The organism is Rhodococcus sp. ACS1, from assembly GCF_002300155.1.
Lineage (GTDB): Bacteria > Actinomycetota > Actinomycetes > Mycobacteriales > Mycobacteriaceae > Rhodococcus_F > Rhodococcus_F koreensis.
In genome coordinates this window covers 130,146-145,523 of the sequence record NZ_NSDZ01000002.1, presented here as the reverse complement: position 1 = coordinate 145,523, position 15,378 = coordinate 130,146, and the positions used below count along the sequence as shown (strand labels likewise).

The 15,378-nt window shown below is 69.3% G+C and carries 13 protein-coding genes; 7 read left to right on the top strand and 6 right to left on the bottom strand.

Features of this window, described 5'->3' with window-relative positions:
• Positions 1 to 5: 5 nt before the first annotated feature.
• Positions 6 to 734 carry a flavodoxin family protein gene (locus tag CJ179_RS07965; RefSeq protein WP_072940749.1) on the bottom strand — a complete coding sequence of 243 codons (729 nt, stop codon included), beginning with the start codon at positions 732 to 734 and terminating at the stop codon, positions 6 to 8.
• 58 nt (positions 735 to 792) lie between these two features.
• Complete coding sequence (locus tag CJ179_RS07960) at positions 793 to 4,281, bottom strand: serine/threonine-protein kinase (RefSeq protein WP_095861414.1); 3,489 nt, start codon at positions 4,279 to 4,281, stop codon at positions 793 to 795.
• A 103-nt stretch (positions 4,282 to 4,384) separates the two neighbouring features.
• On the opposite strand from CJ179_RS07960, the gene CJ179_RS07955 reads away from it, so the two are divergent.
• From CJ179_RS07955 to CJ179_RS07945, 3 genes are all read left to right on the top strand, one after another.
• Positions 4,385 to 5,092, top strand: a complete 708-nt coding sequence (locus CJ179_RS07955) for a nitroreductase (protein ID WP_095861129.1) — start codon at positions 4,385 to 4,387, stop codon at positions 5,090 to 5,092.
• Between the two features lies 1 nt (position 5,093).
• Positions 5,094 to 6,236: a class I SAM-dependent methyltransferase gene (locus tag CJ179_RS07950; RefSeq protein ID WP_072940723.1), complete on the top strand. Its 1,143-nt coding sequence runs from the start codon at positions 5,094 to 5,096 to the stop codon at positions 6,234 to 6,236.
• Positions 6,237 to 6,399: 163 nt separating this feature from the next.
• Entirely contained in the window at positions 6,400 to 7,254 is an 855-nt protein-coding gene (locus tag CJ179_RS07945; RefSeq protein ID WP_174705482.1) for a Bax inhibitor-1/YccA family protein, read from the top strand.
• Positions 7,255 to 7,372: 118 nt separating this feature from the next.
• Here the strand turns inward: CJ179_RS07945 and CJ179_RS07940 are convergent, their stop codons facing one another.
• The gene (locus CJ179_RS07940) at positions 7,373 to 8,590 is read right to left on the bottom strand and encodes an acetyl-CoA C-acetyltransferase (RefSeq protein WP_095861128.1); all 1,218 of its coding nucleotides are present in this window, start codon (positions 8,588 to 8,590) and stop codon (positions 7,373 to 7,375) included.
• A 107-nt stretch (positions 8,591 to 8,697) separates the two neighbouring features.
• Positions 8,698 to 9,720, bottom strand: a complete 1,023-nt coding sequence (locus tag CJ179_RS07935; RefSeq protein ID WP_095861127.1) for an SGNH/GDSL hydrolase family protein — start codon at positions 9,718 to 9,720, stop codon at positions 8,698 to 8,700.
• A gap of 135 nt (positions 9,721 to 9,855) precedes the next feature.
• Here CJ179_RS07935 and CJ179_RS07930 point away from each other — a divergent pair, with 135 nt between their 5' ends.
• From CJ179_RS07930 to ilvA, 4 genes are all read left to right on the top strand, one after another.
• Positions 9,856 to 11,241 (top strand): cystathionine beta-synthase, encoded by a 1,386-nt coding sequence (locus CJ179_RS07930; protein ID WP_072940714.1) that lies wholly within the window; start codon positions 9,856 to 9,858, stop codon positions 11,239 to 11,241.
• A gap of 104 nt (positions 11,242 to 11,345) precedes the next feature.
• Positions 11,346 to 11,879 carry a hypothetical protein gene (locus tag CJ179_RS07925; RefSeq protein WP_072940711.1) on the top strand — a complete coding sequence of 178 codons (534 nt, stop codon included), beginning with the start codon at positions 11,346 to 11,348 and terminating at the stop codon, positions 11,877 to 11,879.
• A gap of 21 nt (positions 11,880 to 11,900) precedes the next feature.
• On the top strand, positions 11,901 to 13,073 hold the full coding sequence (locus CJ179_RS07920; protein ID WP_072940709.1) for a cystathionine gamma-synthase: 1,173 nt from the start codon (positions 11,901 to 11,903) through the stop codon (positions 13,071 to 13,073).
• Positions 13,074 to 13,145: 72 nt separating this feature from the next.
• On the top strand, positions 13,146 to 14,378 hold the full coding sequence (gene ilvA, locus CJ179_RS07915; RefSeq protein ID WP_072940706.1) for a threonine ammonia-lyase: 1,233 nt from the start codon (positions 13,146 to 13,148) through the stop codon (positions 14,376 to 14,378).
• Positions 14,379 to 14,386: 8 nt separating this feature from the next.
• Here the strand turns inward: ilvA and CJ179_RS07910 are convergent, their stop codons facing one another.
• On the bottom strand, positions 14,387 to 15,157 hold the full coding sequence (locus CJ179_RS07910; RefSeq protein WP_095861126.1) for an FAD:protein FMN transferase: 771 nt from the start codon (positions 15,155 to 15,157) through the stop codon (positions 14,387 to 14,389).
• A gap of 25 nt (positions 15,158 to 15,182) precedes the next feature.
• Positions 15,183 to 15,374: a hypothetical protein gene (locus CJ179_RS07905; protein ID WP_009479096.1), complete on the bottom strand. Its 192-nt coding sequence runs from the start codon at positions 15,372 to 15,374 to the stop codon at positions 15,183 to 15,185.
• Positions 15,375 to 15,378: the final 4 nt, after the last annotated feature.

Below are 15,378 nucleotides of genomic sequence, written 5' to 3'. Positions count from 1 at the left end.
ACGGCTCAGCGGTAGTCCGGGTTGGCGAAGTCGGGGCGGCAACCGGCGTCCCACTCCGACCGTTGATTGCCGTACACGGGGAACCCGCCTGCCTTCTTCAGCATCGCGGCGACGTGCATCAGGTTGTACGTCATGAACGTGGTGTTGCGGTTGGTGAAATCGTTCTCCGGGCCGCCCGACCCCTCGTCGAGATACGACGGTCCGGGCCCGGCTTCACCGATCCATCCGGCGTCGGCCTGCGGCGGGATCACGTATCCGAGATGCTGGAGGCTGTAGAGGATGTTCATCGCGCAATGCTTGACCCCGTCCTCGTTGCCCGTGATCAGACACCCACCGGCCCGCCCGTAGTACGCGTACTGGCCGTGGTCGTTGAGCAGCGACGAGCATCCGTACAGCCGCTCGATCACCTGCTTCGTGACGGAACCGTTGTCGCCGAGCCAGATCGGGCCCGCCAGCACCAGGATGTCGGCGTCCAGCACACGCCGGAACAGTTGTGGCCACTCGTCGCTCGGCCACCCGTGCTCGGTCATGTCCGGGTAGACGCCGGTCGCGATGTCGTGGTCCACCGCCCGGAACTGGTCGACCGACACTCCTTCCTTCTCCATCAGGCCGACACTGCGGTCGATCAACCCCTGGGTGTTGCTCACATCGGGCGACCGCTTGAGGGTGCAGTTGACGAACAAGGCACGCAGACCACTGAACCGTGGCCCGTCCTGCGGCGATGGATCGGTCATCAGTCCACGATATGCCGCGGCGGTTCCTCTTCGTGGCGGAAGTGGCGAGAGGTCGCGGCTAGCTCTCGATCGGCGTCGCCGTCTCCAGTGTCGCGGCCAGGAACTCCGCCGGAACATCCGGCCAGTCGGACGGCCACCGGCCCGCTCGCCGGTCCTCGAGGAGCGCCGTCAGGGCGGGCACCATGCGCGGACCGCCGTCGATCAGGTAGCGCACGAAGCCGATTCGCACACACGTCGCGGCGATGGACGCAAGCACCGGCTTCGCCTCGTCGACCCGTCCCGCGGCGACCAGGCACGCGACGAGCAGTCGATTGGCCTGCATCGCTGCCCTCGGCCTGCGCTCCTGCTCGACCCGGCGCACCCACTCCTGCGCCCGGCGGCACGCGACGTCGGGCTCGACCGCCGACTGCTTCCGGATCTCGGTGGCGTCGTCGAGCTGCGCGATGATCTCGGCGAAACCGAAATCGGGTTCCCGGCTGGGTTTCCCGGCAGTGGGCGGCGGCTGCGGCGAGGCGGGCAGGCCGAGCCGGACCCGTTCGTTCTCGACCCGGGCCCGCAGCCGGGGCAGGCCCAGCGAGGCCGCCGCGGACGCCCCCTCGTCGAGGTGCCGGGCCGCGGACACGACGTCGCCGCGTGCCGCCTTCAGCCGGGCGCCCGTCACGAACCGGGCGATCATGAAATCGACTATGCCCGCCTCCGGTCCGAGTTCGTAGCTCTCGTCGAGAAGTCGCTCGGCCTCGTCGAGACGACCCAGCTCGTACATCAGCTCGCCCAGGAGCGCCCCCGCGAGACGTGCGGCGTGCGAGTGCGAGCCGATCGATTTCGTCGCGGTCTGCACGGCCAGCCGGAAGTTGTCCTCGGCTGCGGTGATGTCGAGTTGTTCCATCGCGGCGATACCGGCGAAGCAGTAGCCGTACATCTTGCTGAACGGTCCGATGGTCCGCTGGTGGTAGCCGGTGGCCCACTCCTGCAGGCGGCGCGCCTCCACGAAATCGAACTGGGCGATCGCGACCGCGGAGGCGAGATTGGACCCAGCCGAGACCACCCACGCGCGTAGGGTTTCCGGCCGGGCCAGACATTCCGCGATGAGGTCGGGCACTCCGGCGATGCGATCGGACGACACCGCGATCACGGCGCGGACGATGTCGGCCTCCACCCGGATGTCCGCCTGCTCGGATTCGCTCAGCGCCGACGACTCGAGACTCGACGCGACCAGCGACAGCGCCTTCAGCGCCGGCGACACCCGCTGCAGCAGGATGTTCGCCCACGCCACCGCGATCTGGATGCGCGGACTGGACTCGACCAGCGTCTGCGGCAGCTTGTCGACCAGGCCGAGCAGCGCGACCATCCGCGAATGCTCCACCAGGTACATGCCCTGTTCCTCGACCACCGCGACGGCCACGTCGCGATCGCCCGCCGCCAGTGCGTGATCCACTGCGTCGCTGACGTAGTGGTGATCGGCGAACCAGTGCGCGGCCGCACGGTGCAGATCCGCGACGCGCGACGGATGATCGCGCTCGAGCCGTCGGCGCAGGTATTCGGCGAACAGGTGGTGGTACTCGAACCACTCCCGGTCCTCGTCGAGGCTGCGCAGGAACAGGTCGCGCGATTCGACCTGCTCGAGCCGGGCCTGACCGCGGGTCACGTTCGCCAGCACGCCCGCGAGTTCGCCGCACACCCGCTCGGTGATCGACGTGGCCAGCATGAAGTCGAGCAGCGCAGGCTCGAGCGTGCTGAGCACGTTCTCCGCCAGGTACTCGCCGATCGCGTGGTGGCGGCCCGACATGTGCCGGATGAGGTCGCCGGGATCGGCGCGATCGCGCAGCGAGAGCGACGCCAGTTGCAGCGCCGCCACCCACCCGTCCGTGGTCTCCTCCAGCGCTTCCACGTCGGAGTCGTCGAGGTGCAGTCCGCCGAGGTCGACCAGGAACCGCTGCGACTCTGTGAGGTCGAAACGCAAAGCCACGGAGTCGATTTCGACGAGCTCGTCACGCACCCGCATCTTGGCGAGCGGAAGTCCCGCCTGGCTTCGGCTGCTCACCACCATCTGCAGGTGGTGGCAGCCGTTCTCCAGGATGAAGTCCATCGCCGCGATCGTGTCCGATGACGTGACACGGTGCCAGTCGTCGATCATCACCACCACGTGCCGCCTGCTGTCGTGGACCTGATTCACCAGCGACGTGAGCACGAACCGTTCCGCCTCGGCGCCGTTCTCGTCGAGCGCCTGGCCCAGTTCGTCGGCCAGCGTCGGCTCGGCCCGGCGGATCGCCTCGACGAGATGGGACAGGAACCACACGACGTTGTTGTCGTCGTTGTCCACCGTCAACCAGGCGACGGCGGCGCCGTCCTCGATGAGGACGTCGCGCCACTGGGCTGCAACGGTGCTCTTCCCGAAACCGGCGGGGGCGTGGATGAGCGTCAACCGCCGCCGCTGGCCCAGCCGGAGCAGATCCAGGAGGCGGGTGCGCTCCACCAGGGAACGCATCGGGGTCGGCGGCCGGAACCGGGCGGCGGCGCTCGGCGGGGTGGCACCGGACCGCCGCCGGTAGCTGCGACTGCGCCCGGACTGCGTGGTCGGCGTCGAACTGTGCTCGGTGCGCGGGAACTCGTCCGCCGCGGCGGGGAGCGCCATCTCGTCGACGTCGAGTCCGTGCCTGCGTTCGATGTCGCGGAGTTCCTGCCCGAATTCCGCTGCAGATTCCGGTCGGTCGGTCGGTTCCTCGGACATGGCCCGCTCGATGGCAGTGCACACGTCGTCGGGAATGTCCTCGCCCCGCAGATCCGGAACGGGTTGCGTGGCGATGCGGAGGAACTGCGCGACGAGCCGCTCGCCGCTCCGCCGCTCGAACGCGGCATGTCCGGTCAGAAGACAGAACAGTGCGGCGCCCAGGCTGTACACGTCGGAGGACGCGGACGGCGCGTCACCGCGCAGGACCTCCGGGGCCGTGAACGCCGGCGAACCGGTGATCATGCTCGACGTCGTCTCGAAACCCCCCGAGACGCGCGCGATGCCGAAGTCGGTGAGCTGTGGTTCCCCGTATCCGGTGAGCAGGATGTTCGCGGGCTTCACGTCGCGGTGCAGGGTGCCGAGGCGGTGCGCCGTTTCCAGAGCGCCCGCCAGTTTCACGCCGATGCGCAGCGTTTCACTCCACGGCAGCGGCCCTTCGCGGCGAATCCAGGCGTCCAGCGAGTTGCGCTGGTGGTACGGCATCACGATGTACGGCCTGCCGCTGCGTGTCACCCCGGACTGCAGGATGTCGACCACGTGCGGATGCCCCGACAATTTTCCCATCGCGCGCTGCTCGCGCAGGAAGCGTTCCCGGTCCTCGCCGTCCAGATCGGAGGACAGCACCTTGATCGCGACCGTGCGGTCGAGGGCCGTCTGCAGGCAGCGGTACACGACCCCGAACCCTCCCCGGCCGATCTCGCGGGCGTCGTCGAATCCTTCCGAAGACAGCTCCGCGACGATGTCGGTCACGACGATCCGCTTGGTAGCCTGCGGATCCGAGTCGGTCGGCCCGGAACTGCTTTCCGGGTGTCGTGGCACACTCAATGAAATCACCTTCTCGGTGCACTGACGCCAGCATATCGCGGTCGTGCGACACGGAGAGCGGTGTTCGAGAACGAGTAGACCCGAGGAGAATTCGACGGTGACGGATACCGGCATTGCGACAGCGCGCACGACCCCGGCCGAGCGCACCCTGGCCCAGCTCCTCGACGCGCGAATCAGTTGCAGGGCATACCTGCCGGAGCAGGTGCCGCGCGACGTGATCGAGAGGATCCTCGAGCTCGCGCAGCAGACGCCGTCGTGGTGCAACACGCAGCCGTGGCAGGTCGCGATCACCGAGGGGGAGGGCACCGAGCGGTTCCGCGCCGGGCTGGCGGAGTACGTCCGCACTCACCCGCAGGAGTCCGACTTCGACTGGCCACGCGAATACGTGGGCGAACACAAACTGCGCCGCCGCGAGTGCGCCATGCAGCTGTACGCCAGCGTCGGGATCGCCCCCGGCGACCGGGCCGCGTCCGCCGAGCAGACGATGAAGAATTTCGACCTGTTCGGGGCGCCGCACGTCGCGATCGTGACCACTCACGAAGCACTCGGCACCTACGGCGCCGTGGACTGCGGCCTGTACGTCGAGACGTTCCTGCTCGCCGCGCAGAGCCTCGGAGTGGCGACCATCCCGCAGGCCGCCGTCGCGGGAAGCTCGCGGTTCATCCACGACTTCTTCGCGCTCGAGGAGGACCGCAGGGTGGTCTGCGCGATCTCGTTCGGGTACCCCGACACCGAGAACCCCGTCAACGGATTCCGCACCCACCGGGAACCCGTCGCCCACGTCGCGCAGTGGGTGTCCCGGTAACGTGCTCGACTCCGAAGTGTTCGACCGGGACGACCTGTTCTCCCGGCTGCGTCGACGCCCCGACGTCGAGGCCCCCAACCTGACGGCCGTCGACGCCGCCGACCGGCTGATCCTCGACGAGGGCGCGGCCGCCCTGTCCGCCGCGTCTCCCGGGACGCTCACCGTGATCGGCGACCACTACGGTGCCCTCACCCTCGGCGCCGCGGTGACGCACGGTGCCACCGGAATCCGCGTGCACCAGGACCCGCTGACCGGCGAACTGGCGCTGGCCGCCAACGCCGCGACCGTCGGGCTCGCCGACCGGTACCGGGCTTGCGCGCTCGGCGAGGAACTGCTCGCGGGGGCGACGGTCGTGCTGATGCAGCTGCCGCGGAGCCTCGGCGAGCTCACCGAGGTCGCCGAGACGATCGCCCGCCACGCCGACCCGTCCGTCGTCGTCTACGCGGGCGGACGCAACAAGCACATCTCCACCGCCATGAACGACGTGCTCGGGCGGTCGTTCTCCGACGTCCGCGCCACCCTCGGCAGACAGAAGTCGCGGGTGCTGATCGCGCGCGGACCGCGGGACTCGGCGCAGCAGACGTACCCCGTCACCGATCACCTCGCCGAGATCGGGCTGGACGTCGTCTCCTACGGGGCGGCGTTCGCCGGCCCCAAACTGGACATCGGGACCCGGTACCTCCTCGACTTCCTGCCCCGGGTGAACCCCCGGGCCCGTGCGGCCGTGGACCTCGGCTGCGGAACCGGCATCCTCGCCGTCAGCCTGGCCCGCCTCCTCCCGGAGGTGTCGGTGATCGCGACGGACCAGTCGTCGGCGGCGGTGGCGTCTGCTGCCGCGACCGCCCGCGCCAACGGGCTCGACGGGCGGGTGTCCACCCTGCGCGACGACGCCATGTCCAGCCTCGCGACCGACAGTCAGGATGTCGTCCTGTGCAACCCGCCGTTCCACGTGGGCGCGGCCGTCCACACCGGTGGGGCGTCGAAGATGTTCGCCGAGGCCGGCCGCGTGCTCCGGCCCGGCGGCGAGTTGTGGACCGTGTACAACTCCCACCTCGGATACCGGGGCCGGTTGCAGCGGCTCGTCGGCAGAACCGACGTGGTCGGGCGGAATCCCAAGTTCACGGTCACCCGGTCGGTGGCCTGACCGCCACGCCGACCGGCCTCGTCTGGCGAGTGTCCCCGCGGCACCGGTAGAGTCCGAATTGTCCGACCCGAAAGCGACGAACGGGAACTTGCGGTGGGTGCGGGACGTTCAACGTACAAGACACCCGGATCCACCCGGCGAGCCACGAGAAGGGATGTGCACGGTGCGCACCACCAGTAACCCGGTGTTCCGCAACCTGCCCAAACAAGAGGGCAGCGGCGGATACGCCTCGTTCGGATCTACGACGGCCGGCGCCGCGCAGGTCACGCAGCAGTTCGGTCAGCCGCAGTACACGCAGGCCGAGCCCTACCGGACGGGTCCCGACCACCGTTCGATGACCATCGACGACGTCGTCACCAAGACGGGCGTCACGCTCGGCGTGCTCACGGTGTCGGCGATCATCTCCTACTTCCTGGTGAGCAACGACGCGAACCTGGCGACCCCGCTCGTCATCGGCGGCGGCCTCGTCGGTCTCGTACTGGTCCTCGTGGCCACGTTCGGCCGCAAGATGGACAACCCGGGCATCGTCCTCGCCTACGCGGTCGCGGAGGGCCTGTTCCTCGGCGCGCTGTCGTTCATGTTCACCGACGTCACGTTCGGTGGAGTCGGCGGTGCGGCGCTTATCGGGCAGGCCGTGCTCGGCACGTTCGGCGTGTTCTTCGGCATGCTCGTCGTCTACAAGACCGGCGCCATCCGGGTCACACCCCGCCTGACGCGGATGATCATCGGCGCCCTCATCGGTGTCGTCGTCCTCGCCCTCGGCAACCTGATCGCCAGCTTCTTCACCGAAGGCGGCCTCGGCCTCCGCGACGGCGGTCCCGTGGCGATCATCTTCAGCCTCGTCTGCATCGGCATCGCCGCGTTCAGCTTCCTGCTGGACTTCGACGCCGCCGACCAGCTGATCCGCGCCCAGGCGCCGGAGAAGGCAGCGTGGGGCGTCGCCTTCGGACTCACCGTCACCCTGGTGTGGCTGTACGTCGAGATCCTGCGACTGCTGAGCTACTTCAACAGCGACTAGGCGCGAAAGCGCGAAAAAGGCCCCGAGAGCAGAAGCTCTCGGGGCCTTTCGCGCTTCGCGCCCGTGAGTGGTTAGCGAGTCTCTGCACTCGTCAACCACGCACGGGCGGCGGAGCCGCCTAGCTCAGGCGCTCGAGGACCATCGCCATGCCCTGCCCGCCGCCGACGCACATCGTTTCGACGCCGAACGTCTTGTCCTGCTCGCGGAGGTTGTTCAGCAGGGTGTTGGTGATGCGGGCGCCGGTCATGCCGAACGGGTGGCCGAGGGCGATGGCGCCGCCGGAGATGTTCAGCTTGTCCTCGTCGATGTTCAGTTCGCGGGCGGAACCGAGAACTTGGACCGCGAACGCCTCGTTGATCTCGAACAGGTCGATGTCGGAGATGGACTTGCCCGCGATGGCGAGTGCCTTCTTGACGGCCTCGATCGGGCCGAGACCCATGATCTCGGGCGACAGGCCGGACACCCCGGTGGACACGATACGGGCCAGCGGGGTCAGGCCGAGGGCCTTCGCCTTCGTGTCGGACATGATCACGAGCGCTGCGGCACCGTCGTTGAGCGGGCACGCGTTACCGGCGGTGACGGTGCCGTCCGGCCGGAACACCGGCTTCAGCTGGCTGATGCCCTCATACGTGGTGCCGGCGCGGGGGCCGTCGTCGGTGCTGACGACGGTGCCGTCGGGGAGGGTGACCGGGGTGATCTCCCGCTCGAAGAAGCCGTTCTTGATCGCTTCCTCCGCGCGGTTCTGCGAGCGGACGCCCCAGCGGTCCTGCTCCTCGCGGGTGATGCCGGTGGCCGAAGCGACGTTCTCGGCGGTCTGGCCCATGGCGATGTAGACGTCGGGGATCTGGTCGTTCTCGCGGGGGTCGGTCCAGGCGACACCGCCCTCGGCGAGCTTCGCGGTGCGCGCCTCGGCGTCGGCGAACCTCGCGTTCTTGGTGTTCGGCAGGCCGTCGGCGTTGCCGGTGACAAAGCTGGACACCGACTCGACACCGGCGGAGATGAAGACGTCGCCCTCGCAGGCCTTGATCGCGTGCAGCGCCATCCGGGTGGTCTGCAGCGAGGACGAACAGTAGCGGTTGACGGTGACGCCGGGCAGGAAGTCGTAACCCAGTTCCACTGCGACGACGCGGGCGATGTTGAAGCCCGACTGTCCGGCGGGCTGGCCGCAGCCGAGGAGCAGGTCGTCGATCTCGGTGGGGTCGAGTTCGGGGATCTTCGCCAGCGCCGCGGCCACCATCTGCGTCGTCAGATCATCCGGGCGGATGGTCTTGAGCGAGCCCTTCATGGCTCGGCCGATCGGTGAGCGTACTGCGGAGACGATGACTGCCTCGGGCATGAAAACTCCTTTGTCAACTGCGGGGGTCTGCACTGTGTTTCGGACCACCCGTTCTGTGGCCTTCCCGACAACTTACGTTGCCGGAGCCCGCCGGGGTCGCCGCCATCTCACTCAGCGACCCGTCGCGTCCCGGGCGCGGACGCCTCCTCGATCGCGAGGAGTTCGTCGAGGCGGGCGGGTGCGCGTCGCCGGACGTCGCGTCGCCACAGAAAACGGTTGAGCGAGGCCGTCATCCGGGTCGACAGCTTGCGTGATTCCGCGGCCTCCGACACCTCCGGCAGATCGGGCAGAGGTCCGCCGTGCCACATGCCCAGCGCCGTCGCGAGAACGGGCACGATCTGAATGGCCGCCAATTCGTAGCCGGCCGCCGACGGGTGGAAGTGGTCGGAGGAGAACATCCGGTCGGGCGCCGCCAGGAACTCGGGGGCCAGCAGGTCGGCGAGCGCCACCGGGTGGCCGCCCGCCGCGCTGGTCGCGGCCGCCTGCGCCCGGGCCAGTCGTAGTCCCCAGGTCCGGACGACGGTCCGCAGGGGCTGCGGAATCGCCGTCACCACCCCCAGGTCGGGGCAGGTTCCGACGACGACGGCGCAGTCGTGGGCGCGGAGCCGTTCGACGGCCTCCCCGAGCCTGCGCGCCGACGCCCGGATGGAGTTCTTGCTCGTGACGTCGTTGGCGCCGACGAGGATCACCGCGGCGTCCGGCGGTGGCCCGGCGACGAACATCGCGTCCACCTGACCGCTGAGCCCGCGGGACGTGGCACCGCCGATGGCCTTGGTGCTCAGCCGGATCCGCTTCCCCGTCTCGTCGGCGAGGCGCCGCGCGATCTGCACGCCGGGCACCTCCTCCGCCGACAAGCAGCCCACCCCGGCGGCGGTGGAGTCGCCGAAGATCATCAGGTGGACGTCGTAGGGGGTGGTCCGCAGCCAGCGTTCGGGCACCGCCGCGCCGGGTGAGTAGACGCCGTCGGCCTCCGGCGGCTTGGCGACGTTGTGGCCGATCACCCCGCGGGCCGCCGTCGCCTGCGACATCAGATACGAGTACGCCGCCCACGACAGCGTGCCTGCGCTCGAACCTGCCACGACAGCCGCGGCGCCGGCCTTCACTCCGGACTGCCAGGTCCTCTTGGGCACTGGTCTCACCTTTCCGCTACCTGGTGCTCATCTCACGGGTTCCAGCGGACTGCGTCGGCACCAATCTAGTCGGATCGGGGCCCCCGTGCCGGACGTCTGTGAGCATCGGATCAGGGCATCTGGGAGCATGGAGCCATGCGCATCGCGGAACACGTCGTCGACCTGATCGGCAACACCCCTCTCGTCAAGCTCTCTTCCGTCATCGGTGAGAACCACGGGACCGTTGCAGCCAAGATCGAATACCTCAACCCGGGGGGAAGCTCGAAGGACCGCATCGCGGTCAAGATGATCGACGCCGCGGAGGCGTCGGGCGAGCTGAAGCCGGGTGGGACCATCGTCGAGCCCACGTCCGGCAACACCGGCATCGGCCTCGCGCTGGTCGCCCAGAAGCGCGGATACAAGTGCGTGTTCGTGTGCCCCGACAAGGTCAGCGAAGACAAGCGGAACGTCCTCAAGGCGTACGGCGCCGAGGTCGTGGTGTGCCCCACCGCGGTCGCGCCCGAGCACCCGGACAGCTACTACACCGTCTCCGACCGGCTCGCCCGCGAACTCCCCGGCGGCTGGAAGCCGAACCAGTACTCCAACCCGGGCGGCCCGCAGAGCCACTACGAGACCACCGGCCCCGAGATCTGGGCCGACACCGACGGCAAGATCACCCACTTCGTCGCGGGCGTCGGCACCGGCGGCACCATCACCGGCACCGGTCGCTACCTCAAGGAGGTGTCCGGCGGCAAGGTCAAGGTCATCGGCGCCGACCCCGAGGGTTCCGTGTACTCGGGTGGCACCGGCCGTCCGTACCTGGTCGAGGGAGTGGGCGAGGACTTCTGGCCCAGCGCCTACGACCCGTCCATCCCCGACGAGATCATCGCTGTGTCCGACGCAGACTCCTTCGAGATGACCCGTCGTCTCGCCCGCGAGGAGGGCCTGCTGGTCGGTGGTTCCTGCGGCATGGCCGTCGTCGCCGCGCTCGAGGTCGCCAAGCGTGAGGGCCCCGACGCCGTCATCGTCGTCCTGCTGCCCGACGGCGGCCGCGGATACCTGTCGAAGATCTTCAACGACAAGTGGATGGCGTCCTACGGATTCCTCCGCACCCCGCTCGACGGCAAGCCCGACGAGAAGACCGTCGGCGACGTGCTGCGCGGCAAGTCCGGCGAACTCCCGGACCTCGTCCACACCCACCCGTCCGAGACGCTGCGCGACGCCATCGAGATCCTCCGCGAGTACGGGGTTTCCCAGATGCCGGTCGTCGGCGCCGAGCCGCCCGTCATGGCCGGTGAGGTGGCGGGCAGCGTCACCGAGCGCGACCTGCTCAGCGCCGTGTTCGAGGGACGCGCACACCTGGCCGACCCGGTCGAGAAGCACATGAGTAAGCCGTTCCCGCTCATCGGTTCGGGCGAACCGGTGTCGGCCGCCACCAAGGCGCTCGGCGACACCGACGCGCTGATGGTCGTCGACGACGGAAAGCCCGCGGGCGTCATCACCCGTCACGACCTTCTCGGTTTCCTCAGCGCCGGCTCCTAGACGACACGTCGAGGGCAAGACGAGAGAAGGCCAGTCCCCGCTGCGCACGGAACGTACGGTGCACAGTGGGGTGCCGGTCCGCTGTTCGTGAGGGGGAGTTCACAGTGAGTGCTCGTCTGCGTCGTGTCCTGGTGGTTCCGGTCGCCCTGCTCGGGTTCGCCGCCGCCGGATGCGGGAACAGCATCGAGGGTGCCGCCGTCGCACAGCCGGGATCGTCCGACGTCGGATCGGTGTCTTCGGGCACGTCGCCGTCGGGAGCGTCCGCCGACTGCGTCGCGCTGACGAAGGCGCTCGGCCGGCTCGTCTCGGACCGGCCGCATCTCACCGAGGCCGTCCTCCCCGGGTCGACCGATCCGACCTGCTCGTGGTCCAAGGGACCGACCAACGTGATGAGTACCATCACCGCATCGGTCAGGCCGCAGGTCACCGATCCTGCCGTCATCGTCGAGATGCGGAACGGGACGAACGTCGTCGCAGACCCCCGGTCCGCCGAGTTCGGCGGGGTGGTCCTCGACGTCGTGGCCATGGCACTGCTCACACCCGAGCACAGCATCATCGTCAACGCGCTCGACCCGTCCGTCAGCGACGCGACCAAGCTCGACGTCGCCTTCGCCATCGCGGAGTATCTGGAGAATTAGGTCCCCACTAGGCTGGGGGCCATGAGTGAGCAGCGCAGCAAAGCGGACAACATCAGCTGGCAGGGGTTCTCCACCAAGGCCGTGCACGCAGGATTCGACCCCGACCCGCAGACGGGCGCCGTCAACGTCCCCATCTACGCGAGTTCGACGTTCGCACAGGACGGCGTCGGCGGCATGCGGAACGGATTCGAGTACGCCCGCACCGGCAACCCCACCCGACGACCGCTCGAGGCCAACCTCGCCGCCCTGGAGTCGGGCACGTACGGTCGCGCCTTCGGCTCGGGCATGGCCGCCACCGACTGCCTGCTCCGCGCCGCGCTCCGCCCCGGCGACCACCTCGTCATTCCCAACGACGCCTACGGCGGAACGTTCCGCCTGATCGACAAGGTCTTCACCCAGTGGGGCATCGAGTACACGCCCGCCGCGGTGTCCGACGTGGACGCGGTCCGGGCGGCCATCCGGCCCAACACCAAGCTCGTGTGGGTCGAGACCCCCACCAACCCGCTCCTCAACATCGGTGACATCGAGGCACTGTCCGACATCGCACACGAGGCCGGCGCGAAGATCGTCGTCGACAACACGTTCGCCTCGCCGTACCTGCAGCAGCCGCTGCAACTCGGCGCCGACGTCGCGCTGCACTCGACCACCAAGTACATCGGCGGGCACTCCGACGTCGTCGGCGGCGCACTCGTCACCAACGACGAAGAACTCGACACGGCGTTCGCGTTCCTGCAGAACGGTGCCGGCGCGGTCCCCGGACCGTTCGACGCGTTCCTCACGCTCCGCGGCATCAAGACCCTCTCGCTGCGCATGGAGCGGCACAGCGACAACGCCGAGAAGGTCGTCGAACTGCTCAGCGGGCACCCCGCGGTGTCGCAGGTGATCTACCCCGGGCTCGAGTCGCACCCCGGCCACAAGGTCGCGGAGAAGCAGATGCGCCGCTTCGGCGGCATGATCTCGGTCCGCCTCGCCGGCGGAAAGCAGGCTGCGCTGGACTTCTGCTCGCGCACCGAGATCTTCACGCTGGCCGAGTCGCTCGGCGGCGTCGAATCGCTGATCGAGCACCCGGGCGCCATGACCCACGCCTCGACCGCCGGTTCGCTCCTCGAGGTGCCGGACGACCTGGTGCGCCTGTCCGTCGGCATCGAGGACGCCGCCGATCTGGTGGGCGACATCGAGCAGGCTCTGAAGTAGGCGCCTTCGCCGCCCGTGCGCCTTTTTGGTAGCCCCCACTACCAAAAAGGCGCACGGGGCGCGGAGCGCCTTATGCTGGCCCGCGTGGAGCCTGTCACGCTGGATCAGATCAGAACAGCCCGTAAGCTGCTGGACCCCGTCATGCGCCGGACGCCGGTGATCGCGTCCCGGGCGCTGTCGGAACGATGTGGGCACGTCGTGTCGCTGAAGTGCGAAAATCTGCAGCGCACAGGATCTTTCAAACCTCGTGGTGCGTACAACCGGATCGCGAATCTCTCGGTCGCGGAACGGGCCTGCGGGGTCGTGGCGGCCAGTGCGGGCAATCACGCGCAGGGTGTGGCCTGGGCGGCCACCGAACTGGGCATCCCGTCCACCGTCTTCATGCCCACCGGCGCACCCCTGCCGAAACTCGTTGCCACCAAGGCGTACGGCGCGACCGTCCACCTCACCGGCGACACGGTGGACGACGCGCTCGTCGCCGCGAAGGCGTACGCGGACGAGACCGGCGCCGTCCTCATCCATCCCTTCGACCACGTCGACATCGTCGCCGGGCAGGGGACCGTCGGGCTCGAGATCCTCGAGCAGGAACCCGACGTCGGCACGATCGTCGTCCCGACCGGCGGGGGCGGCCTGATCGCGGGTATCGCCGCCGCGGTGAAGGCCACGCGGCCCGACGTACGGATCGTCGGCGTCCAGGCCGAGCAGGCGGCGGCCTGGCCGCGTTCGCTGGCCGAGGGTCGCCCGATACCGCTGGAGACCATGTCGACCATGGCCGACGGCATCGCGGTCGGCCGCCCCGGAGACGTGCCGTTCGCCCACGTCGGCTCCCAGGTCGACGCGATCGTCACGGTCAGCGAGGACGCCCTGTCCCGGGCGCTGCTCCTGTGCCTCGAACGCGCGAAGCTCATCGTGGAGCCCGCGGGCGCGGCGGCGGTGGCCGCGTTGATCAGCTGCTCCACGGAAGAGCTGGGACTCACCGGGAAGGTGTGCGCGGTGCTGTCCGGCGGCAACATCGACCCGTTGCTGCTCACCCACGTCGTCAATCACGGTCTCCGGGCCGCGGGACGGTATCTCGGTGTGCACGTGACCATTCCGGACCGACCGGGTGGTCTGGTCAGCCTGCTCGGCGTGGTCAGCGGCAACGGTGCGAGCGTGGTCGACGTCGTCCACTCCCGCACCGGCGGCGCACTCGCACTCGACGAGGTGGAGGTGTTCCTCACCGTCGAGACCCGCGGTCCCGGACACCGGCAGGATCTCCTCGAGGCCCTGCGCGACGCCCGGTACGCCGTCCGCCTGCAGGAGTAGGCCGGTACCTAGCTCGGCCAGCCGCCCAGGGTGATCACCCGGAACTCCTGATCGACCAGCCGGGCCGGCAACTCCAGGTTGGTGAGCCAGTCGATCGCGCCGCCGCCCATCCCGACCGCCGCCGTGCTCGACGCGTGCGCGGTGGTACAGGACGCGGCGACCACCGACACGGTCCGCCACAACGAGATGGAGTCGGGGTGCAGGGGCTTGACGGTGCTGGCGGTCGCGACGGCCGCACCGGACGGGATCGACACCTGGCAGGTGGGATCGCCCGGCAGATCCTGGACCTGGACCTGCCAGCCGCCCGGCGGTGTGTTCCCGGCTGTGGCGATGTCGCCGCCGAGCGCGACCAGGACGGCGCACCCGAGCAACTCCGCCGTCGTCGACGCACAGTGGTCGGCGGAACTCGCCCGCGCGGTGGCCGTGAGGTCGAGTTCCACCCCGGCGGGGAGCGTGACCTCGGTGCCGTCGACGGTGATCGACCGCCACGAGTGGGGTGCGGGCGCCGACACCGTGGGGTCGAGGGCTCCGTCCGTGGTGCGCGCTGCGGCGAGGGCGTCGGTGAGGAACCGCGCGAACATCGGGGTCACCGTGTTCGGGCCCTCGTCGAGCGCGCGGATCTCGGCGTCGGCGCGGTCCCGGTTGACGGCGGCATCGGCGGCCGCGAGGTAACCGCGGATCAGGTTCGACGCCGAGCTCAGGGCGTCGGGGTCGGTGACGACGATCCGTGCGTGCACACCCCAGGTGGACCATTCGGTTGCGCTGCGGGCGCTGGTCATGTGGTGGTTCTCCGGTGGCGGGATCTCAGGAACCGCTGGACACGGCGTCCGGTGCGCCGAATCCGGCCGAGACGAGGGGCGCTGCCACCGTCGAATCGGGGGTCGCGGGATCAGCGGCCGCCGCCATACCGCCACCGGCGACCAGTCCGGCGATTCCGGCTGCCGCCAACACGCGGCGAACGGGAAGCAGGCGGGAAATCCGTCGGTCTTCACTCATGCCG